The organism is Suttonella sp. (assembly GCF_056855035.1).
Map to the genome: position 1 here is coordinate 1 of NZ_JBXGGR010000092.1, position 22069 is coordinate 22069.

Annotated in this window: 18 protein-coding genes and 1 tRNA gene; 7 read left to right on the forward strand and 12 right to left on the reverse strand. The window is 50.9% G+C overall.

The window, feature by feature from the left end; translation table 11 throughout:
* Nucleotides 1-236: 236 nt before the first annotated feature.
* From ACJHVI_RS08080 to yjgA, 4 genes are all read right to left on the reverse strand, one after another.
* Nucleotides 237-518 carry a serine aminopeptidase domain-containing protein gene (locus ACJHVI_RS08080; protein WP_483184237.1) on the reverse strand — a complete coding sequence of 94 codons (282 nt, stop codon included), beginning with the start codon at nt 516-518 and terminating at the stop codon, nt 237-239.
* Between the two features lie 116 nt (nt 519-634).
* The gene (locus tag ACJHVI_RS08085; RefSeq protein WP_483184238.1) at nt 635-1681 is read right to left on the reverse strand and encodes a bifunctional transcriptional activator/DNA repair enzyme AdaA; all 1047 of its coding nucleotides are present in this window, start codon (nt 1679-1681) and stop codon (nt 635-637) included.
* Nucleotides 1682-1770: 89 nt separating this feature from the next.
* Nucleotides 1771-2916 carry a radical SAM family heme chaperone HemW gene (gene hemW / locus ACJHVI_RS08090; RefSeq protein WP_483184239.1) on the reverse strand — a complete coding sequence of 382 codons (1146 nt, stop codon included), beginning with the start codon at nt 2914-2916 and terminating at the stop codon, nt 1771-1773.
* Complete coding sequence (gene yjgA / locus ACJHVI_RS08095; RefSeq protein WP_483184240.1) at nt 2916-3506, reverse strand: ribosome biogenesis factor YjgA; 591 nt, start codon at nt 3504-3506, stop codon at nt 2916-2918. Before yjgA ends, hemW begins: the two co-directional genes overlap by 1 nt.
* Before the next feature lie 69 nt (nt 3507-3575).
* Between yjgA and dacB the strand changes: the two genes are divergently transcribed.
* The 6 genes from dacB (at nt 3576) to lpdA (ending at nt 12564) form a co-directional block, all read left to right on the forward strand.
* Nucleotides 3576-4991, forward strand: a complete 1416-nt coding sequence (dacB, locus tag ACJHVI_RS08100) for a D-alanyl-D-alanine carboxypeptidase/D-alanyl-D-alanine endopeptidase (protein ID WP_483184241.1) — start codon at nt 3576-3578, stop codon at nt 4989-4991.
* The gene (locus ACJHVI_RS08105; RefSeq protein ID WP_483184242.1) at nt 4988-5770 is read left to right on the forward strand and encodes a L,D-transpeptidase family protein; all 783 of its coding nucleotides are present in this window, start codon (nt 4988-4990) and stop codon (nt 5768-5770) included. Before dacB ends, ACJHVI_RS08105 begins: the two co-directional genes overlap by 4 nt.
* A gap of 30 nt (nt 5771-5800) precedes the next feature.
* Complete coding sequence (locus ACJHVI_RS08110; protein ID WP_483184243.1) at nt 5801-6790, forward strand: TAXI family TRAP transporter solute-binding subunit; 990 nt, start codon at nt 5801-5803, stop codon at nt 6788-6790.
* Nucleotides 6791-7057: 267 nt separating this feature from the next.
* Nucleotides 7058-9883, forward strand: a complete 2826-nt coding sequence (locus ACJHVI_RS08115) for a 2-oxoglutarate dehydrogenase E1 component (RefSeq protein WP_483184244.1) — start codon at nt 7058-7060, stop codon at nt 9881-9883.
* 22 nt (nt 9884-9905) lie between these two features.
* On the forward strand, nt 9906-11063 hold the full coding sequence (gene odhB / locus ACJHVI_RS08120; protein ID WP_483184245.1) for a 2-oxoglutarate dehydrogenase complex dihydrolipoyllysine-residue succinyltransferase: 1158 nt from the start codon (nt 9906-9908) through the stop codon (nt 11061-11063).
* A gap of 58 nt (nt 11064-11121) precedes the next feature.
* Complete coding sequence (gene lpdA / locus ACJHVI_RS08125; protein ID WP_483184246.1) at nt 11122-12564, forward strand: dihydrolipoyl dehydrogenase; 1443 nt, start codon at nt 11122-11124, stop codon at nt 12562-12564.
* A gap of 54 nt (nt 12565-12618) precedes the next feature.
* Here the strand turns inward: lpdA and ACJHVI_RS08130 are convergent, their stop codons facing one another.
* The 3 genes from ACJHVI_RS08130 to ACJHVI_RS08140 form a co-directional block, all read right to left on the reverse strand.
* Nucleotides 12619-13302: an energy-coupling factor ABC transporter permease gene (locus tag ACJHVI_RS08130; protein WP_483184247.1), complete on the reverse strand. Its 684-nt coding sequence runs from the start codon at nt 13300-13302 to the stop codon at nt 12619-12621.
* The gene (mfd, locus tag ACJHVI_RS08135; RefSeq protein ID WP_483184248.1) at nt 13286-16735 is read right to left on the reverse strand and encodes a transcription-repair coupling factor; all 3450 of its coding nucleotides are present in this window, start codon (nt 16733-16735) and stop codon (nt 13286-13288) included. Before mfd ends, ACJHVI_RS08130 begins: the two co-directional genes overlap by 17 nt.
* Nucleotides 16736-16901: 166 nt before the next feature.
* Nucleotides 16902-16978, reverse strand: a tRNA-Ile gene (locus ACJHVI_RS08140).
* A 172-nt stretch (nt 16979-17150) separates the two neighbouring features.
* Here ACJHVI_RS08140 and ACJHVI_RS08145 point away from each other — a divergent pair.
* Nucleotides 17151-18173, forward strand: coding sequence for an asparaginase (locus tag ACJHVI_RS08145; RefSeq protein WP_483184249.1), 1023 nt, complete (start codon nt 17151-17153; stop codon nt 18171-18173).
* Between the two features lie 222 nt (nt 18174-18395).
* Here the strand turns inward: ACJHVI_RS08145 and ACJHVI_RS08150 are convergent, their stop codons facing one another.
* From ACJHVI_RS08150 to ACJHVI_RS08170, 5 genes are read right to left on the reverse strand one after another with little or no spacing between them, the layout of a single operon-like run.
* Nucleotides 18396-18854 (reverse strand): DIP1984 family protein, encoded by a 459-nt coding sequence (locus ACJHVI_RS08150; RefSeq protein WP_483184250.1) that lies wholly within the window; start codon nt 18852-18854, stop codon nt 18396-18398.
* 18 nt (nt 18855-18872) lie between these two features.
* Nucleotides 18873-19046: a hypothetical protein gene (locus ACJHVI_RS08155; protein WP_483184251.1), complete on the reverse strand. Its 174-nt coding sequence runs from the start codon at nt 19044-19046 to the stop codon at nt 18873-18875.
* Nucleotides 19043-19645: a nicotinamide riboside transporter PnuC gene (locus ACJHVI_RS08160; protein ID WP_483184252.1), complete on the reverse strand. Its 603-nt coding sequence runs from the start codon at nt 19643-19645 to the stop codon at nt 19043-19045. The genes ACJHVI_RS08155 and ACJHVI_RS08160 overlap by 4 nt, the downstream gene beginning before the upstream one ends.
* A gap of 5 nt (nt 19646-19650) precedes the next feature.
* Nucleotides 19651-20658: a multifunctional transcriptional regulator/nicotinamide-nucleotide adenylyltransferase/ribosylnicotinamide kinase NadR gene (gene nadR, locus ACJHVI_RS08165; protein ID WP_483184253.1), complete on the reverse strand. Its 1008-nt coding sequence runs from the start codon at nt 20656-20658 to the stop codon at nt 19651-19653.
* Nucleotides 20659-20660: 2 nt separating this feature from the next.
* A complete protein-coding gene (locus ACJHVI_RS08170) occupies nt 20661-21989 on the reverse strand; it encodes a deoxyguanosinetriphosphate triphosphohydrolase (protein WP_483184254.1) in 1329 nt (442 codons plus the stop codon).
* Between the last annotated feature and the right edge of the window lie 80 nt (nt 21990-22069).

A 22069-nucleotide genomic window follows, 5' to 3' on the forward strand; every position in this document is an offset into this window, starting at 1 on the left:
CAATTTGCTTGAAGGAAAATTTGGTGATCTGAAAAGACTTTTAGCTTGTCATTGCGGCATGGGAAAGGAGAATAAGGTTAAGTTTATAAAAGATTATTTTGCTTAAAAAACGCTAGATAGCACCTATTTTGTCCCTTAGGACTAAAGAACTCGAAAACAGCACCTAAAATGTCCCTTTGCCCTGAACTTTAAATAAAACCCACCGCCCATCATCACGATAAGCGGTGTTTTGCTATTTATTTGGCACGCTCGTTAATCCATTCAGCCACGTCATCATTGATTTTTTGTCCGCCTTTTTCAAGCATGAGTAAATGCCCAAAATTGGGATACAACACCAAACTTTTATCGCCTGATTTGCTTTCATTATAAAAATCAATGGCATCTTGTGGCGAGACAAACACGTCTTTATTACCGCTAATGAGTATCACAGGGGCGGTAAATTGACGACCGTGGTCTTTTAGGTATTCAAGCCCTTCTTTAAAGCTGTTGGGGAAAGAGACCGAGAATTTTTCAAGCATCAACGGGCATTCGGAAACGACAATCCTGCTTCCATATCTGGTATCGGTAAATTTAGCGTTTTATGGCGGCTTCAAAACCGGTAGCAAATCTGTTTTTGGGGCAGGGTGCTAAGTAGTCAATATTTATTTGATGTTTCCAAATCAAGCAAATACTGTTTTCGCCATAATCCGCCGCCATAGCCGGTTAATTCGCCGTTGGCGCCAATGACGCGGTGGCAGGGCACTAATATGGAAATGCTGTTCATGCCGTTAGCATTGGCAACCGCTCGAACGGCTTTGGGTTTGCCTAATAATTTGGCTTGTTCGCCGTAAGAACGGGTTTCGCCATAGGGGATGCTTTGCAAGATATGCCAAACTTGTTGCTGAAAATCCGTGCCGATAAAATGCAGGGGTACGCTAAATTCTCTGCGTTGTTTGGCAAAATATTCGTTTAGTTGTTTTTCTAATGGCTGAAAGAAGGGATTATCGCCTTGAATAATGAGGGCATTTTGGCGTTTGGCGATGTTTTTTAATTCGGTTTCCAGCATTTTGCGGTCGCTAAATTCCAATAAGCAAATGCCTTGATTGCTGGCGCAGGCGATCATGGTGCCGAGCGGTGTTTCTATGCGTTTTAAATCAATGATGTTTTGCTGTTTGCCTTGCTTGGGCGATACGCCGAATATTTTTTTAAAGGATTCTGAAAATCCGCTTAATGAATCAAATCCCGCATCAAAGGCGGTGTGGGCAATGGCTTCGCCTGATTGGATTTTTTTAAATGCCGAGTTGATGCGGTGCAGGCGGCAAAAGGCATGAAATGTCATGCCGTGATTTTTTAAAAACCAGCGGCGAATGAATTTAGGCTCAATTCCTCTGTGCTGTAAATCATCGTCTTTTAATTTTAAACCGGGATTGTGGGCTAATTCATTAAGAAGGTTTTGGATTTCGGGCGGGGTTTGGTGCAGATGTTCTAGGGGGCGGCATACTTTGCAGGGGCGGTAGCCTTTTAAGATACATTCTTTGCTGGTGGCAAAAAATTCTACGTTTTCGCGCTTGGGTTTGCGGGCGGTGCAGGAGGGACGGCAAAAAATGCCGGTGGTTTTGACGGCAGTAAAAAAGATACCTTCAAATGCGCTGTCTTTGTCCAAAATGGCTCGGTACATTCTTTCGTGGCTTAAGTTTTTCATTTTTCATTACAAATATATGATGCGCGCTATTGTAGATAGGGATTGCTGTTGCTACAACCGAAAAACGGACAAGTATTTTTAATAGCCGTTTATAAAAAGGCGGTCAGCACGTCGTTGAGGAAGGCATAGCCTTGCGCGGTGCAGCGGTATGTCTGCGGGTCGTCGGCAATGAGTTTTTTGGCGATGAGGGTTTCGAGAACAGGGGCGAGGTCGCTGTGTTGCAGCGTGGTGCGTTGCGGAAGGTACGCACGCGCGACGCCGTCTTTCAGACGCAGGGCGTTCATCATGAATTCAAAGCCTTGTTCTTCGCGGGCGACAATTTGTTCTTGGTCTTGATAGGGGGTAGCGCCTTGGCTGTGCACGGCTTGGTAGCGGTTGGGGGCGCGGAATTTGCTGCGCCGCAGTATGCTGCCGTCGGCAAGACTGATTTTGCCGTGTGCGCCGGCGCCAATGCCGAGGTAGTCGCCGAATTGCCAGTAGTTGAGGTTGTGCGCGCTTTTTGCGCCGCGCGTCCAAGCGGAGGTTTCGTATTGCATGAAGCCTTGGCTGCGCAGGAAGGCGGCGCCTTGTTCGAAGATGTCTTGTCTTTGGTCTTCGTCGGGCAGGGGGGGTGGATGATGGTAGAAGGCGGTGTTGGGTTCGAGGGTGAGTTGATACCAGCTGAGGTGTTCGCAGCCGTATGCGGCGGCGTTTTTCAGGTCTTGCAGGGCTTGTTCGGGGCTTTGATGGGGGAGTCCGAACATGAGGTCGGTATTGATGCGTTTAAAGCCGGCTTGCTGCGCGGCGATGATGGCTTTATGGGCTTCTTCGTCGTCATGAATGCGCCCGAGATTGCGCAGTTGCTGGGGGGAGAAGCTCTGTATGCCTAGGGACAGGCGGTTGACGCCGGCTTGGCGGTAGGCGCTGAATTTGGCTTGCTCGAATGTGCCGGGGTTGGCTTCGAGGGTGATTTCGATGTCGTCGGCAAAGTCCGAGCGCTGGCGCAGTTCGCCGAGCAGACGGGCGATACTTGCACCGCTAAAGAGGCTGGGGGTGCCGCCGCCGATGAAGATGCTGTGAATGGGGCGGGGGTTTAGGGCGTAGTCGATACCGAAGTCCGCCAAGAGGTGGTTGATGTAGGTGTCTTCGTCGATACGCTGTTTAAGGCTGTGCGAGTTGAAGTCGCAGTAGGGGCATTTTTGCACGCACCAAGGGATGTGGATGTAGAGGGCGAGCGGTATTTTGGCGGGCTGCATCAGGTTTCGCTGTCGTCGTAGTTAAGGCTGAGTCCTTGCAGGTATTTTTGCAGGCGGCGGCGGTATTTTTCCGCTTTGGGTGCGGCGGGCGTGCTGCTGTCTGCGGTGTTGTCGTCGCTATTGTCGCTGTCGGTATTTGAGAGGTGTTTTTGCGCTTCGCGCACGAGTTGTCTGACGTATTGCATGTCGAAATCGGCGTAATGGGCGAGGAGTTCGCCGTATATGTTTTTGTCGTTACCGAGCAGGCGATCGATTTCCTGTGCGATGCGGCGCATTTTGCTGCTGTCATGGCGGTAGGGGTGATTGATGTGTTCATGTACGTGGCGCAGTTTGTCGAAGTCGGGGTGTTCGTCTAGGAGGCGCGTGAGGTAGTTAAGGTGGCGGCGCAGGGCGTTGCCTGTGAGGCGTTTGCCTTCAATCAGCGCTGCTTGCAGCTGTTCGCTGATGGGCAGAAGGGGGTATTGATGCGCCGGCAGTTTGAGGAGTTCTTCGGCAAATTGGCGGATGGCTTCGCGTTCGCGCTTGATTGCACTGCGGTTTTCGCGGATAACGCGGCCTTCTTCATCGTATTCTTTAGGTTTGTCGCTCATGTTTGGGAGTGATTTCAAATTTCGGCACGCTATAATAGCCCCCTTTTGGACGAATTTCGAGGTAATTGCATGAAATGCTTATGGGGCTTGCTGATTGCTCTAGGGTTTTCAGGCTGGGCGGGGGCGCAAAACGTGCCCGCCAATATTGCGCAGCTGATGCAGAAAAATCAGGTCTCCGCCGAGGGTTTGACTTTGATTATTCAGGATGTGGCGCAGGAAGTGCCTTTGGTCAGTTTGAATGCGCAGACGCTGCGTTCGCCCGCTTCTTTGGAGAAGGTGCTGACGACGGCAGCGGCTTTGATTCGCTTGGGCGGCGATTATTTATGGCAGACGAAGTTTTACGCCGATGCGATGCCCGATGCCAACGGCGTGATTCAGGGCAATTTGTATGTCAAGGGCGGCGGCGATCCTTTTTTGGTGGAGGAGCGTTTGCAGCAGATGCTGAAGGATTTGCGCGCGCGCGGGGTGCGCCATATCACGGGCAATATCGTGTTGGACAATTCTCTGTATTATTTGCCGCAGGAGGCGCGGGATACGCAGTCTTTCGACGGCAACGGCTGGTCGGCGTATAACGCGGTACCGAGTCCTTTGATGGTGAATTTCCGCACGGTGAAAGTGCGTTTGTCGCCGCAGGGCAAGCAGCAGGCGGCGGTGGCTTTGTGGCCGAATATTATGAATTGGAAGATTGACAATCAGATGACTGTCAATGCCGGCAAATGCGATGCCAATTATTCGCCGGCGGTGGATTTGCTGCGCGACGAGCGTGGCTATGCCGTGGTGCAGTTGACGGGTAAATACAGCACGGCTTGCGGCGCGCGCGAATTGACGGTGGTCATGGGCGAGGCAAGCGAGCAATTTTATTATTTATTCCATGATTTATGGTATGCCGAGGGCGGCAGTTTTGACGGCGGCGGGCAGATTGGTCCTGTACCTACCACGGCGCAGCCTTTGTACAGCGGCATGTCTTTGCCTTTGCGTGAGCAAATTCAGAAGATGAATCAGCTGAGCAATAATGTGATGACCCGGCAATTGCTGCTGACTTTGGGCGCGGAGGTTTACGGCGTGCCGGGTTCTTTGGATAAAGGGCGGCAGGCGGTTAGAGAAACTTTGGCGGCTTTCGGCGTGCCGGTTGAGGGGATGCTGATTGATAACGGCTCAGGTTTGTCGCGTGATTCACGGGTCAGTGGTCAGACTTTGGCAACCTTATTGCTTAATTTGTATGCTTCCGGCTATGCGATGGAGTTTATGCAGTCTTTGGCGGTTGCCGGCGAAAGCGGTACTTTGAATAGGCGTTTTGCCGGCGAGGCTTTGCAGGGCCGCGTTATCGGCAAGACCGGCACCATTGATGCGGTGCGCGGTTTTGCCGGCTATGTGCAGGCGCAAAGCGGGCATGTGTATGTGGTAGTGATTATTGGCAATGGCAAAGAGGCGGTTAACAGCCGCGCTTTGCAAGATGATGTGTTGCGGTGGGTGTATCGACAATGAAACGGCGTACGGTATTAAAAACAGGGGCTTTGCTTTTAAGCGGCTGCGCGGGCTATGCGCCTAACGGCGAAAAAACTGCTTCAACGCAGGGCGCGGCGGTGGATTTTCAACTGCCTATTTCCGATATGTCGCAATTGAGTTTGCGCGATCGTTTGCAGGCGCAGGGTTTTGCCTTAGGAGCAAAAACCTTTTTGCGCATTTTCAAAGAAGAAAGGGTCTTGGAGGCGTGGCTGCTGCGCGCCGACGGTCGCTATCATCTGTACCGCAAATTTCCGATTTGCACCTATTCGGGCGATTTAGGTCCGAAACTGCGCGAAGGCGATAAGCAGTCGCCAGAAGGCTTTTATGCCGTGAGCGCGCAGCAGATGAATCCTAACAGCAAATATCATTTGTCTTTTAATCTCGGCTTTCCCAATGCCTACGACCGCGAGCACAGCTACACTGGCAGTTATCTGATGGTACACGGCGATTGCGTGTCGATTGGCTGCTATGCCATGGACGATCAGCAGATTGAAGTGATTTATGCTTTGGTCTCCGCCGCACATCAGCGCGGACAATATGCTGTGCCCGTGCATATTTTTCCCTTCCATCTCACGCATCAGAATTTGATGCGCCATGCCCATCATCGCTGGCTGTCTTTTTGGCAAATGCTGCAACCGGCTTACGATTATTTTGAGCGCGAACACATTCCGCCGCAAATCAATGTATTGGCAGGACGTTATCAGATTGCGCCGCATTCGGAATTGATTACCGGCAGAATGCTCGCCGATAATAATTAATCAATAAATGAAAACGATATAGAGGAAACGATGAAAATAATCCGTCTCAGCTTGCTGGCTTTATGCGCAGGGACGCAGGCGATTGCCGAAGACAATCAGGTGTTTTTGATTGACAGCGGCTATTACAACGGTCTGTATTATCAGACGGCGGCGATGATTTCCGCCTTAAACACGCAGCCGCAGGGCGCTTTGCCCTGCAAAGCCGGCGGCAGTTGCGGTGTGGAAGGCGTCTTACTGGTTAATCGCAGCAGCTACGGTTCAACTGAAAACTTGCAGCGTTTGTGCAGCGGTCAAGGCGATTCCGCTTTGGCGCAATCGAATCTGGTCTATATGGCGTATCAGGGCGAGGGTGTATTTGAAAAAGCTACGCCTTGCAAAAACTTGCGCGCATTGGCAAGCCTTTACACGGAAGTGCTGCAAATCGCCGTGCCTAAAGACAGCGGCATTCAGTCTTTAAGCGATTTGCAGGGTAAAAAAGTCGGCATCGGCGCCAATCATTCAGGCACACATCATGCCGTGCAGGAACTATTCGGCGCTGCGGGGCTGAGCATTGCGGAGATTCAATTTCAGGCGCAAAGCGTCGGCGAAGCGGCACAAGCGCTGAAAAATAAAGAGATTGATGCCATGATTTTCTTTTCCGGCATTCCTGCACCGACCTTTACGGGGCTGAATCAAGAATTGTCGCTGCGCTTTTTGTCTTTACAAGGTGCGGGGATTGACGAGCTGGTCAAACGCAGCCGCACATATCAAACGGTTGCGGTAAAAGCGGGGGCTTATGCAGGCAGCGAAGCCTTTGAGAGCGTGAAAGTCCGCGCTTTATGGGTGGCGACCAATAAAATGGATAAAGACTGGGCGTATCAATTTACAAAAAACCTTTGGGATAGCGCCTATTACCCTGATTGGCTGAAAGAAATGCGTATCGCTAATGCATTATCCGTGGAAACTTCTTTAGAAGGCATCAGCATTCCCCTGCATGAAGGGGCAAAACGCTATTACAACGAAATCGGCAAAAGATTTTGAGCAGCATAAATTCGTAAGATTTTCACAGCAGTTTCATTAAAAAACACAGATAGAAGCAGGGTATTGTTCTGCTTGATAGGTTTTTATCTTAGATAAATAAACTGCTTAAAATAAAATAGTGTTTACTTATAAAAATCTTATGTGCTGTAAAGCTTAGAGAATGTGGGATTTGGTTTGAGTAAAAGCGCGGATGCGCGTATCATAACGGCGATTTTGGTGGGTATTGCCAAGTATCTGCCGTTATTTTTCTATAAAAAGGGTGTGAACATGTCCACATATAAAGAATTAAAAGCCAATTCAGGGATTTCAGGCGGTAATGCAGCTTTCATCGAGGCATTGTATGAAGATTATTTAGCGGATCCGGCTTCGGTCAGCGAGCAATGGCAGCGCTATTTTGCGCAAATCAAAGGCGACAGCGAGCAAGAAGTCTCGCGTTTGGACGTGCAGGAACGTTTTGAATTATTAGGACAGCAGCCGCTGAGCGCATCGGCAGAAGGCGCGGTCAGCGAAAAGCAAATCGGCGTCTTGAATTTGATTCGCGCCTATCGCGTGCGCGGGCATCGTCATGCCGATACCGATCCGGCGAAAATCCGCGAGCGGCGTGAGGTTGAGCAATTGCACCTCTCCTATCACGGCTTGAGCGACAGCGATTTGCAGCAAACTTTTGCCGTGGACGGCGCTTTCGGGCAGCAAGAGATGAAATTGGCGGATTTGCTGAAAAAATTGCAAAAAACCTATTGCGGACATGTGGGTTTGCAGTTCAGCCATGTATGGGAGCAAAAAGAGCTGGATTGGCTGACCGAGCAAATGGAAGCCGGCGCCGGCGATTATCAATTTTCCGCCGAAGAGAAAAAGAATTTTCTGCGCCAATTGGTGGCTGCCGACGGCATGGAAAAATATTTGCATAAACGCTATGTAGGACAGAAGCGTTTCTCTTTGGAAGGCGGCGATGCCCTGATTCCTTTGCTCAATGCCATGATTAAGGCTTTGGCGGCAAACGGCGTAGAAGAAGTGGGTATCGGCATGGCGCACCGCGGCCGTTTGAATGTCTTAATCAATATCTTAGGCAAGAAACCGCAATTACTGTTTGACGAGTTTGACGGCAAATTGGTGCCGGCGGCCAATCGCAGCGGCGATGTGAAATACCATATGGGCTTCTCTTCTTTTGTGGAAATCGACGGTCAGAAAGTGGATTTGACCTTAGCCTATAACCCTTCGCATTTGGAATTTGTGAATGCGGTAACGATGGGCTCAACCCGCGCGCGTTTGGAGCGCCGCCGCCAAGAATTAGGCGCTGAAGCCAGTATTTTTGAAGTTGCGCATAAAGCCACGCCGATTCTGATTCACGGCGATGCCGCTTTGGCGGGACAAGGCGTTAACCAAGAAGTCTTGCAATTATCCCAATTGCGCGGCTATCAAGTCGGCGGTTCTTTGCATGTGGTCGTGAATAATCAAATCGGTTTTACGACTTCCAATTTATTGGATGCGCGTTCGTCCATGTATTGCACCGACATTGCCAAATCGGTGCAGGCACCGATTATCCATGTAAACGGCGATGATCCGGAAGCGGTGGTTTTTGCAGGACAATTGGCAGTGGCTTATCTCAACAAATTCCAAAAAGATATTTTCATCGATTTGGTCTGCTACCGCCGTTTGGGACATAACGAGGCGGACGAGCCTTCAGCCACTCAGCCGAAAATGTATGAAAAAATCCGCGCCCATGACGTGCCAGCTAAGGTCTATGCCAACCGCTTGCAGCAAGCCGGCATTATTGCCGCAGATGCTTATGAATCCTATCAGGCGGATTATTTGACGCGTTTGGAAAGCGGCGAGCGCGTGGCGGAAGCTTCGGAAATCGACGGTAACGGCGATTTTCTCGCTCAAGAATGGAAGGCTTTGTCGAATCAGGATTGGTCTGCGCCGGTGGATACCAGCTTTGATACTGAGCGTTTGAAAGCCTTGGGCGTGCAAGCCTTCAGCGTACCGGATAGCTTTACTCCGCATGCGATTGTCAAACGTACCTTGGCGGCGCGTCAGGAAATGGCGACCGGCAAGCAGCCTTTGGATTGGGGTGCGGCGGAAAATCTCGCCTATGCCACCTTATTGGATCAAGGCTATCAAGTGCGGGTATCGGGCGAGGACTGCGGACGCGGAACCTTCTCGCACCGCCATGCGGTCTTGCATGACCAGAACACCGGCGAAAGTTATATGCCTTTGCAATATTTAAAACCTAATCAACCGCCTATTCGCGTGATTGATTCCCTGCTCTCGGAAACCGGCGTATTGGGCTTTGAATACGGCTACTCGGTAGCGGAGCCGCGCGGCTTGATTATTTGGGAAGCGCAATTCGGCGATTTTGCTAATGTGGCGCAGGTCATTATCGATCAATTCATCGCCTCCGGCGAAACCAAATGGGGACGCTATAGCGGCTTGGTCATGCTGCTGCCGCACGGCTATGAAGGACAAGGGCCTGAGCATTCTTCGGCGCGTTTAGAGCGTTATCTGCAATTATCAGCCGATGAAAACTGGCAGGTATGCGTGCCGAGCACGCCGGCGCAAGTCTTCCATATGCTGCGCCGCCAAGTCTTGCGTCAATTCCGCAAGCCTTTGGTCGTGATGTCGCCCAAATCTTTACTGCGCCACAAACTGGCGGTCAGCGAATTGCAGGAATTGGCGAAAGGCCGCTTCCAAGAAGTCATCGGCGAGATTGACGCTATCGATGCCGCCAATGTGAAGCGTGTGATTATGTGTTCCGGCAAGGTCTATTATGATTTGCTGCAAAAACGCCGCGACGAGAATATTCAGGATATTGCGATTGTGCGCGTTGAGCAATTATATCCTTTCCCCGAGCAGGCATTGGCGGATGTCTTGGCGCAATATCCTGCGCAGGTCGAATTGGTCTGGTGTCAGGAAGAGCCGCGCAATCAGGGCGCTTGGCATCAAATTTTCGAATCTTTGCAAACAGCGGTGGGCAATCGCGGCTTGACCTATTGCGGTCGCCGCGCTTCGGCTTCCACTGCCGCCGGCTATGCCAAAGTGCATGGGCAAGAGCAAGAAGCCTTAGTGAATCAGGCTTTAGGCTTGGCAAATTAATTTTTTAGTAAATGAGGTAGTTATGACAACAGAAGTAAAAGTTCCCGATTTGCCGGAATCCGTTGCCGATGCCACTTTGGTCAATTGGCATAAAAAAGTAGGCGATTATGTCGAAGCGGGCGAAAATTTGGTGGATTTGGAAACCGATAAAGTCGTTTTGGACTTACCCTCGCCGGTAGGCGGCATTTTAAAAGCCATCAAACAGGAAGACGGTTCGACGGTTACCGGCGGCGATGTGGTTGCCATTATTGAAGCGGCGGAAAAACCTGCCGCTGATGCGGTGCCAGCAAATACCGAAGCTGCTCCCCCTGCCGCTGCACAGACTGCGGCAAAAGCAGAAAGCGGCGATAAGAATGCTTCGCCTGCGGCGCGCAAAATGGCAGCGGAAAATCAAGTCAATGTGGCGGATGTTGCCGGTAGCGGACGCGGCGGACGCGTTACCAAAGCGGATATGAAACAGCATATTGTAGGTGGCGGCTCGCGCCATGAAGAGCGCGTACCGATGACGCGTCTGCGCAAACGCATTGCCGAGCGTTTGTTGGAAGCGCAGCATTCGACAGCGATGCTGACGACTTTTAACGAAGTCAATATGAAGCCGATTATGGATTTGCGTAAGAAATACCAAGATCAATTTGTGGCGAAAAACGACATCAAATTAGGCTTTATGAGTTTCTTCGTCAAAGCGGCGGTCGCGGCATTGAAAGAATGGCCGGCAGTCAATGCTTCGATTGATGGCGACGATATTATTTATCACAATTATCAAGATATCGGCATTGCCGTTTCCAGTCCGCGCGGTTTAGTCGTGCCGATTTTACGCAATGCGGAAACCTTAGGCTTCGCCGATATCGAAGCTGGCATTCGTGATTTTGCGGTCAAAGCCAAAAATACCACTTTGAGCATTGAAGAAATGAGCGGCGGCACCTTTACTATCACGAACGGCGGCACTTTCGGCTCGATGATGTCCACGCCGATTCTTAATCCGCCGCAAAGCGCGATTTTAGGCATGCATAATATCGTCGATCGTCCGGTGGTGGAAAACGGCGAAATCGTGATTCGTCCGATGATGTATTTGGCATTAAGCTATGACCACCGCATTATTGACGGGCGCGAGGCAGTCGGCTTCTTGGTGTCGATTAAAAATGCGATTGAAGACCCGGCGCGTTTGCTGCTTGGCGTATAGTATTGAATTCACAAAGATGCGGCGGGCAACCGCCGCTTAGCATTTTGAGGATGAACAGATGAGTAAAAGTTTTGATGTCATTGTGATTGGCGGCGGTCCCGGCGGTTATGTGGCGGCGATTCGCGCGGCGCAATTGGGCTTTAAAACCGCTTGCGTGGAAATGTGGCGCGATGAGGACGGCAAAGGACGTTTGGGCGGCACCTGCTTAAATGTCGGCTGTATTCCTTCCAAAGCATTATTGGAATCCAGCGCCTTGTATCATAAGGCAAAAGAAGAATTTGCCGTGCACGGCATCAGCGCGGACGGACTGAAAATGGATGTGGCGGCAATGATTGGGCGCAAAGCGGAAATCGTCGAGCAACTGACCGGCGGCATTGCGCAATTATTTCAAACCAATGGCATTGAATGGATTCAAGGCAAAGGTAAATTACGCGCCAATAAAAAGGTTGAAGTTACGACGCATGAAGGCGCGGTAGAAAGCTATCAAGCGCAAAAAGGCGTGATTTTGGCATTCGGTTCCGTACCCGTGGATATTCCGGTGGCGAAAATGGACGGTAAACATATTGTCAGCTCGACAGGCGCCTTGAATTTTTCCGAAGTACCTAAGCGCCTCGGTGTGATTGGCGCCGGCGTCATCGGCTTGGAATTAGGCAGCGTATGGCAGGCTTTGGGCGCGGAAGTCGTGATTTTTGAAGCGATGGATACTTTCCTTGCCAGTGCCGATCAGCAATTAGCCAAAGAAGCGGCGCGTACTTTTAAAAAGCAAGGTTTGGATATCCGCTTAGGCACCAAGGTTAAGCAAGCACTTGTGCAAGACAATCGGGAAGTACATGTATCGGTGGAAGATGCCTCGGGCGATCAAACGTTGGTATTTGACAAATTGCTGGTTGCCGTCGGTCGCAAGCCCAATACTTCGCCCGATTTGATCGAAGGCACAAAAGTCGTCATAGACGCACGCGGTTTTATCGAAGTGGACGAACATTGCCGCACCGCCGAAGACGGCGTCTTTGCCATCGGCGACTGCGTACGCGGTCCGATGCTGGCGCATAAGGCGGAAGAAGAAGGTGTGATGGCGGCGGAAATTCTGGCAGGTCAGGCTGGACATGTACGCTATGACATCATCCCTTCCGTGATTTATACCCACCCTGAAATGGCATGGATCGGCAAAACCGAAGAGCAACTCAAAGCCGAGGGTACAGACTATGTCAAAGGCGATTTTCCCTTTGCTGCCAATGGACGCGCTAAGGCAATGAATGCTGCCAGTGGTTTTGTAAAAATTCTCTGCGATAAAGACAGCGATGAAATTTTAGGCGCGCATATTATCGGGCCTTGCGCTTCCGAAATGATTCACGAATTGATGATCGCCATGGAGTTTTATGCTGCCGGCGAAGACCTTGCCCGCATTATGCACGCCCACCCGACCTTATCCGAAGCGGTGCATGAAGCGGCATTGGCGGTTAGCGGCGCTGCTTTGCATAAAGTCAATCCTAAGCGTAAATAGATTTTTGCTATTTTTGCCATATTGTTAAAAGCCCCTCGGGGCTTTTTTTGTGCTTTAAGGTTTATTTTGAAAATAGCGGTCGGGGTCGAAAGCGCTGATAATATGCGGATGAAAGGCGACCAGCCCCGAGACAATCACGCCATTGACAAAACCTTCAGGATAAACAATCACCAACATAAATTTAAGGTATTTCTGCCAGATAATGTCGGGCGGATAAATACCGAATGCGTAAAGCAGCAGACTGCTGAGCAGCATGGTTGCCGCCAGACTGAGGATGCCGCCGAAAAAACCGCCGCCGAGCGTGAAGACAAAAGGATTCGGCGGCAGCAGGATTTGCAGCAGGCGGCTGAAATAATGGCTGCATAAAATTGGCAATAGTCCGTAAAGCAAGCTGTTCCAACCCAGCAAGGCAAGCGGCTCGAATCCCGCCGCAGACATCATGATTTGCGCCAAAAAAGCGGCTAGGAAGCTGATTTTCCAGCCCATCATGAGCGTGGCGGCCGTCAGGGCGAAAAGATGCAATTGCAGCCCTTCCGCCAGTCCCGTGCGCCCTAAATTGAACAGGCACAGCAAAATACTCCACAGGCAGAAAATATGCAGGGTAAAGCGGTATTGTCCCAAGCGCGCCCAGTCCAAGCGGCGCAGACAATAGCACAAAACGGCAAGGCTTGCCGCCAAGCTGAAGAGCAGCGCGATGCCGGGTAAATGATGCGAAAGGGCGTTATGCAGGGGAAACATGCTTCGGCTTCAGGCTGATGTCGTCAATAAATTGCTCGATATGTTGCAGGCGTTCGCCGAGATTAAGGCTGCTGCCGTCTTGCAATGTCAAGCTGCTCGGCCCCGTCATGCGGTAGGCATGCGGCGCGCTTTGCATTTTGGCAAAAAGGCGGTCGGGATTAATCGCCGCTTCCTGCCTAAAGGCGATGGCAATTTTTTGTCCTTCAAATGCGATGCGCTCAATACCGATACTTAAGGCGCGGTGTTTTAAGCGGCTGCGCTGAATCAGATATTTTGCCGCCGGCGGCAGACGTCCGAATTTATCAATCAATGCCATTTCGACTGCGGCAATGCCGGCATCGTCTTTGGCGCGCGCCAATTGCTGATAAATACTCAAGCGCTCCTGCGGATCGCGCACATAGTCGGCGGGCAGCAGTGCGGGCTCGTCCAGATCAATCTCGGCTTTGCGGCTGTCCTCATCATCTTCAATGCTCAGACTTTGTCCCGCTTTGAGGGCAGCGGTGGCGCGATCCAAGAGGTCTAAATAATAGCTCATGCCGATTTGCTGAATTTGTCCTGATTGTTCGTCGCCCAAGATTTCGCCGGCACCGCGGATTTCTAAATCTTGGCTGGCGAGCAGAAAGCCTGCGCCGAGGCTGTCTAGGGTGGTAAAGGCGTCCAAACGTCTTTGCGCATCTTTATTCAGCGTGGATAAAGGCGGGGTAATCAAATAGGCATAGGCTTGATGATGGCTGCGTCCTACCCGTCCGCGCAGCTGATGCAATTGCGCCAAGCCCAAACGGTCAGCATGATTGATGATGATGGTATTGGCATTGGGAATGTCGATGCCGCTTTCGATGATGGTAGTTGCCACCAAAATATCGTAATGGCGGTTATAGAAGGCCTGCATAACGTTTTCCAACTCGCGTTCGCGCATTTGTCCGTGCGCAATCACGATACGCGACTCTGGCAGCAGTTCCTGCAAACTGCGCGCAATGCGCTCTATGCTTGCCACATCATTGTGTAAAAAGAAGATTTGTCCGCCGCGCGCCAGTTCGCGTTCGCAGGCTTCTTCAATCGTTGCCAAATCCCAATCGCTGATAATGGTCTGCACTGATTGGCGACCGCTGGGCGGCGTAGCGATAATGCTTAAATCGCGCAATCCCGTCAGTGCGAGATTTAAGGTTCGCGGAATCGGGGTGGCGGTTAGGGTCAGCAGATTCACATCTGCGCGCAGGCTTTTCAATTTTTCTTTATGCCGCACGCCAAAGCGCTGTTCTTCGTCAATAATGACCAAGCCCAATCGCGCAAAAGCCACATCGCTTTGCAAAAGGCGGTGCGTGCCGATGATGATATCGGTGCGCCCTTCTTTCAGAGCGGCTAAAGCGGCTTTTTGCTCCGCCGTGCTTTTAAAGCGGCTGATGCTGTCGATTGTCAAGGCGGTATCGGCAAAGCGGTCGGCAAAATGATGATAATGCTGGTCTGCCAGCAGCGTGGTCGGGGCAATCAGCGCCACTTGCTGTCCTGCCAGCACCGCCGCATAGGCAGCGCGAATCGCCACTTCGGTTTTGCCGAAGCCCACGTCGCCGCAGATAATTCTGTCCATCGGACGTTCGCACGCCAAATCTTCCAATACCGCATCAATAGCGGCTAATTGGTCGGGCGTTTCTTCATAGGTAAAACTATCGGCCAATTGCTGCATCGCCGCCGTATCGATAGCAATGCTTCTGCCCTGCGCCGCCTCTCTCGCCGCATAGACCGCCAGCAATTCTGCGGCGGTATCGTTCACATTTTGCTTGATTTTGCGCTTAATCTGCTGCCAAACTTTGCCGCCCAATTCATGCAAAGGCGCATTTTCCGGCGCACTGCCGCTATATTTGCTGATTAAATCGACATCGCCCACCGCCACGAATAATTTGGCATTTTTGGCGTATTCAATCGCAATCAGCTCTTCATCGCCAAAACGCTCCAAGCCCAAATAACGCCCCACGCCGTGATCGATATGCACCACCGGCGCACCGATGCTTAAATCCTGCAGGCTTTGAATCAACTCGCCCGCATTTTTCTGCTTATTCTCGCGCAAATTCGGCAAATGACTGCCGCTGTGCGTATCCGATTCCGCCAAATGCAGACAGCCTTCAGCGGCAAAACTGTATTGCAGCGGCGAGATCATCAATTGCCGCTGTGCTGCCGCGGCGTCATCCGCCTGCCAATGCTCGACTAAGACGGCCGGCAAATGCGCTTTCTGCAAACGCTCAAACTCCTGCTCGCGCAAACCGTTGCCGGAGAAATGCAGGCACATCGGCTGATGTCGGGCAATCTGCTCCTGCCATTGCGCTTGGCGTTCATCGCTCTTGCCGCTAAAAGCTATCGCTTTGGCATGTGTTTTCAAAGCAAGGGCGGGTAAAGCGCTCAAGGCGGCAAGGGTTTCTTCCTCGCTTTGCCATAACTGTTCGGGGGATAATAAGGCATGCTCGCGCATCGGATGCAAACGTGCATAACGTTTGCGGCAGTAATCGGCATGCTGCTTCAGCTCGGCAACGGGCAAAGGCATCTCGATACGCATCGTATGCGGCGGTAAATAATCGAATAAAGTCGCCGTTTCATCAAAAAACAGCGGCAGATAATATTCCAAACCCTGCGGTGTGCGTCCGGCACTGATACTCTCATAAACACCGCTTTTTTCCACTTTATCGCCCAACAATCTGCGCGCGCTTTGACGAAAACAGACCCGTCCCGCATCGGACAAATCCAATTCATGACTGGGCAAGATGCTGATTTGGCGTAATTTGCTTAAGGTAAACTGCGTTTGCAAATCAAAAGTGCGGATATGCTCAATTTCGTCATCAAACCATTCCAGACGAATCGGCGCCTGCGCCCCCATCGGAAAAATATCCAGCAAAGAACCGCGCGCCGCATACTCGCCTTTTTCTTTAATCAAAGCATTATGTTGATAGCCTGCCTGCAATAAACGCTGAATAAATTGCTGGCGCGGCAAATGATCGCCCACGCGTACATGAATGCCGTATTTATCCAAATGCGTTTGCGGACATAGACGCTGCGACAATGCCGCCGCACTCACGACGACAATTCCCTGCGGACAGGTCGGCAATTCCGCCAACACGCGCAAACGTTCGGAAATCAAATCGGGATGCGGCGTGTATTGGTCATAAGGCAAAGTCTCCCAATCCGAAAACCAATAAATCGGATAATCTCCCGCCGCCGTGCTTAATTGAAATGCCGCCCGCGAGGTTTGCGCTGCGGCAAAGGCTTTGCCTTGCTCGGCAGTTAAGGCTTCCTGCTCGGGCGAGGCTTTTTTCAGCCAAAATTTCAAATTTTCATAGACATAATGCCCCCATAGGGCATCGGGTACTACTAGCAAATGCACCGTATTCGGGCGCAATTGGCGGCTTAAATCATAGGCAATAAATTTGAAAGTATCTGCTGAAATCATGCGGTATCAATACGAAGAGACTTAAAAAACAGACGCATCTTACACGACTTTGTCTGCAAAGCCCATTAAGACCGCCGCTAAAGACCTATGGAAAACAATGAGAGAAAATAAAAGCGGCTGAGGTTTATTCAGCGCATAAAAAAACCGCAGAACACTGCGGAGAAGATGGTAGGCCCAGAGGGACTTGAACCCCCGACCAAGCGATTATGAGTCGCCTGCTCTAACCGACTGAGCTATAGGCCCGAAAGGCGCGCATCATACTAGATTCCGCAGCGTTTGTTAAGCAATTTATGCATGCAAAACACTTATAAAAAATCCGATATTATTTCCCTTGCGAAGCTAAACTTTTAGATTAAAATACGCTCAGGCAGCGGCAATGCTGCCGATATCTCGCTATTGTAATTAGGATTTGTCTATGAAAAAATTATTCATTTCTACGATATTCATGGCTATGACAGCATCTCAAGCAAGTTTTGCGCTTCCCCAATTAAATATTTACGCCACCGGCGGCACGATTGCTGGCAGTTCCGCCAGCGCCACCGATACTTCCCAATACGAAGCCGCTACTTTAGGCATCGATAAATTGATTGCCGCCGTGCCGGAATTGAAAGAAATCGCAGAGGTGAAAGGCGAGCAAATCGCCAGCGTGGACAGCAACGACATCAGCGTTGCCATTTTGCTGCAATTGGCGCAGAAATTACATCAGGATTTGGCGGGTGATACGGCGGCAGCAGTGATTACGCACGGTACGGACACTTTGGAAGAAACCGCTTTTTTCCTCTCTTTAACTACTAAAACCGACAAACCAATTGTCTTGGTCGGTGCGATGCGCCCTGCCACCGCCATCAGCGCGGACGGTTCGATGAATTTATTGCAGGCGGCATCGGTGGCTGTGCATAAAGATGCGGCAAAACGCGGCGTGATGATGGTGATGAATGACCGCATCGGTTCCGGTTTTTATATTACTAAAACGCGTGCCAATACTCCCGATGCTTTCAAATCGGTGGAAGCAGGCTATTTAGGTCTGATGATCGGCTTGGAGCCGCATTTCTATTATCTGCCGCAGCAGCCGATCAACCGCCCTTATTTTGATGTCAGCGGGTACAAAGAATTGCCGCGCGTGGATATTATTTACGGCTATCAAAGCACCGACACGGCTTTATTGGATGCCGCGATTGAAAATGGCGCAAAAGCAATTGTGATCGATGCTACAGGTGCAGGTAGCCTGTCCACGCCTTTATTGGAGCGCGTTAAAAAATTGACGGCGCAAGGTTTTCCGATAGTACGTGCCAGCCGCACGGTAGAAGGCTATATCAGCGTGCCTGAAGACGAAGGCATCGGCAGCGGCTTTTTAAATGCGCAGAAAGCGCGGATTATGCTGATGCTGGCTTTAGCGCAGCAGGATGATTTGGCAACAATCCGCAATTATTTTAAATAACTCTCTGTTTAATGAACAATAGAAAGAGCGGCACATGCCGCTTTTTCTATCCGCTTATCCCCAATCCCGCCCTCATTGCTTCTAAACCGATACATGGTCGTCAGATTACACAGTCATTTGTACAAGATGCTCGATACCGGGCTTACGCGATACCTGAATATGCCTGCCCCGGAGCCCCTTATGATTTTGTATCCGCTTTTAGAAACAACTACTCCTAAGCGATTATTCGACCAATGCATTTGCCCAGTTAGCCGCCTGAATTTGAATGTCCAATTCCCTTGCCGCCTGCGCGAGGCGATCGGCTTCTTGGCGCAATTCTTTAACCGATAAGGCGGACAGCATTTTGATTTCGCTGCGGCTGTAGCGCTGCTGCTCGGGCGTGGCGGCTTGGGCGGCAGCCATCAATACGGCATGGGCGTTTTTCAAGGCCTCGCGTTTGGCAAGCGCGGCAACCATAAGCGTACCGTCGGCAAGCCGTATGCGGTTGTTGCTGAGATTAATCGCCACAATCAAGCCTTCCAATTCCGTATTGCCTTGGCAGTAAAGCGCCAGCAATTCCTGCGGATCTTCGGCAGGCGTTTCCCCCTCCTGATGAAGGGCATTGGCTTGGATACGATGCTTGAGTTCGGCGAGATAGCGCTGCAAATCGGCGCGTTTGATAAGGGCTTCGGCTAGAATCATAGGTTTTCCTTTATGATTTTATGAATTTTTTTGACTGCTGTGCCACCATTCATAGATGCCGATGATGCAGTTGATTTGGTAAATAATGGTTTGCACAAGAAAGATGCTGTTGTGATTGGCAAGATTCACCGCAAACCAGATGTTGTTTGCGCCGAACCATAGCCACCAGCTGAAGGCATAACGCAAAATCATGGTGGTTTGCGCGCTAATGGCAATGACAAAGGGGCGGCGATGTTGATTTGATACCATGTGAAAGAGGCGCCGAAAAGACGCAGGGCAATGTCGTCGCTTTTTTCGATAAAGCTGTATTGTTGCAAATGATTGTTGATGATAGGGAACAGATACAGCGCGATGGCGATGAAAACAATCGTCATCAGCCATACATAGCCGCTGGCGCGTCTGGGAATCATATTGCCGTCGCCGTCTTGATTTTTCGACCAGTAATTGAGTGCATAAAAATGCGTGAAGAGGTTATAAATCGGTGCTAGCATCAAGCTTGTGGTGCCGTTGCCGCCTTGGGCGATGATTTCGCCGCTATTGGCAAGTGCGCCCAAGCCGTTGCCGGCGCGGTTTTTGCGAAAGGCGAGGACGACGACGTAGACCATACCGATAATGGCGACTAATAGTTTAAAGGCTTCAAAAAGTGTGGCATTGCGCGATAAACTTTGACCGCTAAATACGCCTATGCTGTCCATAAATCCCCACAACAGCGCCAAAATACCGCAGATAAACAATGTGATAATCCATGAAATTTGCCATTCGTCGGTGAGTTTGTCGAGTAGTTTGAACATGCCTCTCAGTCCTGTGCATAAATGTGTTTTTGAATATAGTCCACTGCCAAGCGGTAGCGTTCTTGGTAGCCTGCGGCGCTAATTTCGTAATAGGGAATCTCGTGTTCTTGATAGAGTTGCTTGAGCAGTTCTTGAAATTGCCGGCGTGCATTCTCCGTGCCGAGGCTGCGCAGGCCGTCATCGACCCATTTGGTGTTGTTCGCCAGCAATAGGGTATGGTCGAAACGCATATGCAGGCTGTAGGCGGTGGTAATCGCATCGCGCTGTCCTTCATAGCTTTGGCAGAAGGCTTGGGTGCTAATGAAATCGGTGTCGATGATGGTAACGGGTGCTTTGGGCGTTTCCAAGGCAAGGTCGATGGCTTTGGCATGGTCTTGCGAGATGCGGGCATAGTCCGAGTATTGGAGGGCGAGTTCCGAGCCGCCGAGGGCATAGTCCACATAGTGCCGTCCCTGCTCAAGTACATAGTCGGCAAGGAAGTAGTTGGCGAGCTTATAGACGAGCGTGGTTTTGCCCGAGCTTTCACCGCCGACAACGGCAATGGTTTTGCTGTATTCGCGTCTGGCGGTGGGGTGGATATGTTGCCAGTAATGCACGGGGCGCTGATGAATGGCTTCGCTGTCGTATTCTTGATGCAGGGGCAGGGCGATAAATTGATCGGCGGCGAGCAAAGAGGTCCAGCTGTGGCTTTCGTCGGAAATGAAAATCGCGTCTTCAGGTATGCCTAGGCTGCGGCGCAGCGCTTGCAATTGGGCTTTGGCTTCCGCCTGTTCGGGATTGATATTGTCGATGGCGTAGGTGTGGATAGAGATAAAGTCAAAATTGTTGAATGCGCGTTGCAGCCAGCGGGCTTTGTCTTCCAGACTGACGGGATAGGCGGGATTGGGTTGCGGATGGCGCAAGATGACGATATGCAATTTGTCCACCAAGCCGACGGCATGTTGAATCAGGCGCACATGCCCGCGGTGCAGGGGTTCGAAATGTCCGATGAGATAGCCGATACGTTGAGTCATAATTACTCCGCTGGTAGAGATATGCCGGTGAGTTTTTTATATAAAGACACGGCATAGGAATCTGTCATGCCCGTGATGTAATCACAGACGGCAAGCAGGCTTTGATAGTTATTCTGATGATGGCGGCGGTAGCGATTGGGTAAGAGTTTAATCACCATGGCATCGCGTTTGCCGGCGCGCTTGAGGTGTTGATGCAAAATCGCCGTGCAGAAAATCTCAATCAATCCGTTGAGCACGCGATGCCCCGCAATCTGCATTTCCAATACGGAGCGGCAATGATAAATATGAGCGACGGCATAATCACGCAAAGCCTGAAGCGCCGCAGCACTGCGGATATGATCAAGCAATGCGCCTTTGAAATTGCCGCTGAGCAGCGCTTGTTCGGACTGCCAGAAGACTTCAAGAGTTTCATGCACCAAGCAGCCGATCGCTTTAGCGCGCAAATAGGCTAATCGGTCGCTTTTGCTTTGCATTTTATGCAAACGCGCATCATCGACAAAAGGCCGAGCAATGCGCTGTAGCAAATCGTAGGCATCGGAGAAGGGAATTTGCCCGATTTGGTAGGCATCCTCAATATCGGCAATCAAATAGCAAATATCGTCGGCAGCTTCCATGAGATAGGACAGCGGATGACGCTGCCAGACATGCGGCGCGATTTCAGGCAGATGCAGCGCGGCAAAAACCGTCGCATAATCCTGCACATCATCGATATACACGCCGTTTTTCTTGTAATAAGCCTGATCTTGCACAGCAAATGCCGTGCAAGGATATTTGGCGGCAGCGGCAAGCGTACTGGCGGTTAAGCGCAAACCACCGTGATTATCGGGGCTTTCTAGACGATTGCAAATGCGAAACCCCTGTGCATTGCCTTCAATATGCGTTAAATCCGCACATTCTTCGGGACTTAGCTGCAAGGCTTGCAACATATCGCATCCATTATCGCTGACGAAAAAATCCCGCATTGCCTGCTCGCCCGAATGTCCGAAAGGCGGATTGCCCAAATCATGCGCCAAACATGCCGCCGCGACAATATCGCCGACATCTGCCGCCGTAATGTGCTGCTGAAGCTCGGGATAGCGCATCAGCAAAGTCGTGCCGGCACTGCTGCCCAAACTGCGTCCCACGCAAGAGACTTCCAAAGAATGCGTTAAGCGGGTGCGGACATAATCGTTTTTTTCCAGAGGAAATACCTGTGTTTTATCCTGCATGCGGCGAAACGCGGCGGAGAATAAAATGCGGTCGCTGTCGCGCTGAAAATCCGAACGCACCGAAGGCTCGGGCTGCGCCGCCGAGCCGATGCGCAGGGTTGAGAAAAGAGAAGTCCAATTCATGCTGATTGCTGGAAAAAAGAAAGCGGAGGTATTATAGCATGCGTCGATAGTTTTACCCTGCCTTTTCAAGCAGAAATAAA

Coding starts and splice junctions, on each gene's coding strand:
- ACJHVI_RS08080 (WP_483184237.1), bottom strand. CDS start 518: ATGCTTGAAAAATTCTCGGTCTCTTTCCCCAACAGCTTTAAAGAAGGG.
- ACJHVI_RS08085 (WP_483184238.1), bottom strand. CDS start 1,681: ATGAAAAACTTAAGCCACGAAAGAATGTACCGAGCCATTTTGGACAAA.
- hemW (WP_483184239.1), bottom strand. CDS start 2,916: ATGCAGCCCGCCAAAATACCGCTCGCCCTCTACATCCACATCCCTTGG.
- yjgA (WP_483184240.1), bottom strand. CDS start 3,506: ATGAGCGACAAACCTAAAGAATACGATGAAGAAGGCCGCGTTATCCGC.
- dacB (WP_483184241.1), top strand. CDS start 3,576: ATGAAATGCTTATGGGGCTTGCTGATTGCTCTAGGGTTTTCAGGCTGG.
- ACJHVI_RS08105 (WP_483184242.1), top strand. CDS start 4,988: ATGAAACGGCGTACGGTATTAAAAACAGGGGCTTTGCTTTTAAGCGGC.
- ACJHVI_RS08110 (WP_483184243.1), top strand. CDS start 5,801: ATGAAAATAATCCGTCTCAGCTTGCTGGCTTTATGCGCAGGGACGCAG.
- ACJHVI_RS08115 (WP_483184244.1), top strand. CDS start 7,058: ATGTCCACATATAAAGAATTAAAAGCCAATTCAGGGATTTCAGGCGGT.
- odhB (WP_483184245.1), top strand. CDS start 9,906: ATGACAACAGAAGTAAAAGTTCCCGATTTGCCGGAATCCGTTGCCGAT.
- lpdA (WP_483184246.1), top strand. CDS start 11,122: ATGAGTAAAAGTTTTGATGTCATTGTGATTGGCGGCGGTCCCGGCGGT.
- ACJHVI_RS08130 (WP_483184247.1), bottom strand. CDS start 13,302: ATGTTTCCCCTGCATAACGCCCTTTCGCATCATTTACCCGGCATCGCG.
- mfd (WP_483184248.1), bottom strand. CDS start 16,735: ATGATTTCAGCAGATACTTTCAAATTTATTGCCTATGATTTAAGCCGC.
- ACJHVI_RS08145 (WP_483184249.1), top strand. CDS start 17,151: ATGAAAAAATTATTCATTTCTACGATATTCATGGCTATGACAGCATCT.
- ACJHVI_RS08150 (WP_483184250.1), bottom strand. CDS start 18,854: ATGATTCTAGCCGAAGCCCTTATCAAACGCGCCGATTTGCAGCGCTAT.
- ACJHVI_RS08155 (WP_483184251.1), bottom strand. CDS start 19,046: ATGATTTTGCGTTATGCCTTCAGCTGGTGGCTATGGTTCGGCGCAAAC.
- ACJHVI_RS08160 (WP_483184252.1), bottom strand. CDS start 19,645: ATGTTCAAACTACTCGACAAACTCACCGACGAATGGCAAATTTCATGG.
- nadR (WP_483184253.1), bottom strand. CDS start 20,658: ATGACTCAACGTATCGGCTATCTCATCGGACATTTCGAACCCCTGCAC.
- ACJHVI_RS08170 (WP_483184254.1), bottom strand. CDS start 21,989: ATGAATTGGACTTCTCTTTTCTCAACCCTGCGCATCGGCTCGGCGGCG.